We start from the raw sequence: 2,662 nt of genomic DNA on the forward strand, positions 1-2,662 counted from the left end.
AAACGGACACTCCCCACCGTTGTAGTAGCAGGGCCGAGTTGCAGTGTAGACGTAGCGTTGAATCGTCGTCTCGACTACTCGCCCGCTCTTGGATGTTAGGAGCGGTTCCCGCCCGTGTTCGTCGGTGACGTCCTTTCGGTTCATCTCTACGTAGTCACGGATAACCTCGGCTGTCTCGGGCGTAATCAGCACGTCACGCTCACTCTTTTCCTTGTTCTTCAGCGGCGTTCCCGTGGATGGTCGGTGGCGGAGTTCAAGTGCCGGTCGTCCTTCGTCAAAGTCTCCGAGGTCGAGTGCCCGTAACCCGCTTAGACGCATACCAGTTTTCCACAAGACGAGCAGGGTGATGTGCCGGTTACTCGCGTACTCGTACTTCCCGAGGAAGTCCAGTAGGGAAGTGGCTTCGTCGCGGGTCAAGAGGTCGTCGCATATCTCGTCGTCCTCGGTCACGCTTGGGATACGTACCATGTCGGCCATACCACGCGGTACAGCCGCGATGTGTTCACAGAACTCCACGAACTGCTTGATTGTCATCATGTCCTGCCGAGCGGTGATGACCTTGACCTTGGACAGCCGGTATTCCTTGTACCGCTGAATCAACTCGCTGTCGAGGTCGGTAAGGTCAGTGACGTTCTGTTCGTTCAGCCAGTCACAGAACTGGCGGAGAGTCGTCCGGTAGTTCTTGAGCGTCTTGTGGGTGACGCCGGGCTTCTTGTCGTTGACAAAGCGGTTCATCGCGTCGTGCGGTGGGGTTGGTTTCAGGCTCATAGTTCACCTACCAGCCTGCACCCGGCGGGTAGCCGCTCGTAAACCACCCAAGGTGGTATCGCTTCGTCCGGCGGGCGGGAGGCCGTGTGCCTCAAATCGCCCGACGGCGAGAGCCCGGGTTCAAATCCCGGCCTAGGCTTTTTCCGAACCCAACTCCCGAGCAGCGCGTCTTGTCGCGCTGCGACGGGGTGAGGGAAATGCCGTCCCCGGCGATTTGAGCAGCGAGCAAATCTTCGATTTGCGAGTGAGTTCAAATCCCGGCCTAGGATTGCTTCTTCGAAGCAAATTGTAATTCGTAGACAGTGGTCCTCTAGCATAAGTTTTCAACCGATTAGATTCGAGAAGGACACCCGTTTTTCGGCCTGATTTGCGATGAATCGGCCTGTGAAAGGACACCCGCGGGCGCAACTACCCTGTGCCGTAGGTGGTTTTCTGGAAATGGTGGTTTTCTGGAAATGACGGTGAAACGCGGGAACGCGCGAGTGATAGCACACAACAGCAGTTGACATTTCAGCAGGGCTTAGTGGACGGCCTTATGCTATATTCAAAATCCACAAATTTTCTCGCGGCGGGTTACGTTGATTCGGGACCGCAGCGTTTCGGCGTGTTCTAGCCGGGGTCATTCCTTATGCTATCTGGCCCCGCTGAAATCCTCAGTCGTTGATGGTTTAGTAACCCCGTGCTGAATACAGAGCGCGTATCGGCTATCACTACGTTGCCATCATTGGTTGTATCGAGTGGTGGATAGAGAGTAGGTACTCCTCACGGAAGGGGTGGAAGTATATGCTAAGTGCCAAAATATTCATACGACTGTCTGTTGGGTACCTCTATGACCGATCTTCTCCGGGTCGGGATAGGGCTTGCAATCGCGGCGATGGGTGCGTTAGCCGTTGTGAATCACCCTCTTGTAGACAAAATCAGGCGCGCCTCGAGAACGATGGGGACCAAACAAAGTGCAACCGATGTCGAGATGAGTCAAGAGTCCATAATGCTTGGCCGAGCCGCCGGTCTGCTGATTATATTATACGGTGGTGGAATTGCAATCGGCGGATTGTAACTCACGAGCGTACTTACTCAGACACGTGCTGTCCAATCTGAGGCGTACACAGTTTCTTTCTATCAGACAATCTAACCGACCTCCGGTGAAAGAGAGGGCAGCAGTTGCTGCATACGCCCTCTATATTCAGCACACCGTACCTGTCAAACCACACTCGATGGGACAGGCGCACTGTCGGTGGACTCCCTCGTGCTCCCAGACACTTCAGCGTGATAATCACGACCACATTTATGGCAATTGTAATGTATGAAAAAGTAACACAATGGGTGCAAGTCTCACGCGAAGGGAGTTGCTGGTCGTCGTTGGGGCGACGGCCGGGCTCGCAGGGTACAACGAACCGCAGGATAACACAGAGACGCCGGGCGCGACGGCCACGGCCGCGAACGGAACGCTCGTCGCCCCGGCAGAGACGACGACGACCGTCTCACCAGCCCCGACACCAACCCCGACGGCGATGCGGACAGTCACGACGACGTCGACAGCAACGACAACCACGACCTCGACGACGACCACGACGGCCGAGGAGAGCGACCCCGAGCATTCCGGCGGTGGCGGCGGCTCCAGCGGCGGGTCGGACACGGCGACGGCCGCGATGACCGCGACCTCGACATCACCCCCATCGACCGGCGCTCTTGACATTGCGTCGGGCGAGACGGAGACCACGACGAGCGTCGAGTGGTTCGACAGTATCGAATGGCACGATGGCGGGCGGCTCGTCATCGAAGCAAACGCAGGACTCGGACTTGTGGACACGGAGGCTTAAATGGCGGATATCGAACTCAAAAACGAAGGCGGACAGATCGTCGCGTACGACAAAGACACTGGAAACAAGGTTGC

3 protein-coding genes are annotated in these 2,662 nt (G+C 56.7%); 2 read left to right on the forward strand and 1 reads right to left on the reverse strand.

The genetic code is table 11. The annotated features are described in order from the left end of the window. A partial coding sequence (locus tag QT222_RS02860) for a tyrosine-type recombinase/integrase (RefSeq protein WP_491476242.1) occupies positions 1-768 on the reverse strand: 768 nt, incomplete at its 3' end. Positions 769-1,597: 829 nt separating this feature from the next. On the opposite strand from QT222_RS02860, the gene QT222_RS02865 reads away from it, so the two are divergent. Together QT222_RS02865 and QT222_RS02870 are read left to right on the forward strand one after the other, a co-directional pair. After that, positions 1,598-1,825 (forward strand): hypothetical protein, encoded by a 228-nt coding sequence (locus tag QT222_RS02865; RefSeq protein ID WP_491476243.1) that lies wholly within the window; start codon positions 1,598-1,600, stop codon positions 1,823-1,825. Between the two features lie 262 nt (positions 1,826-2,087). Further along, complete coding sequence (locus QT222_RS02870; RefSeq protein WP_491476244.1) at positions 2,088-2,588, forward strand: hypothetical protein; 501 nt, start codon at positions 2,088-2,090, stop codon at positions 2,586-2,588. Positions 2,589-2,662 lie beyond the last annotated feature (74 nt).

This window comes from Haloferax sp. s1 (assembly GCF_058382125.1).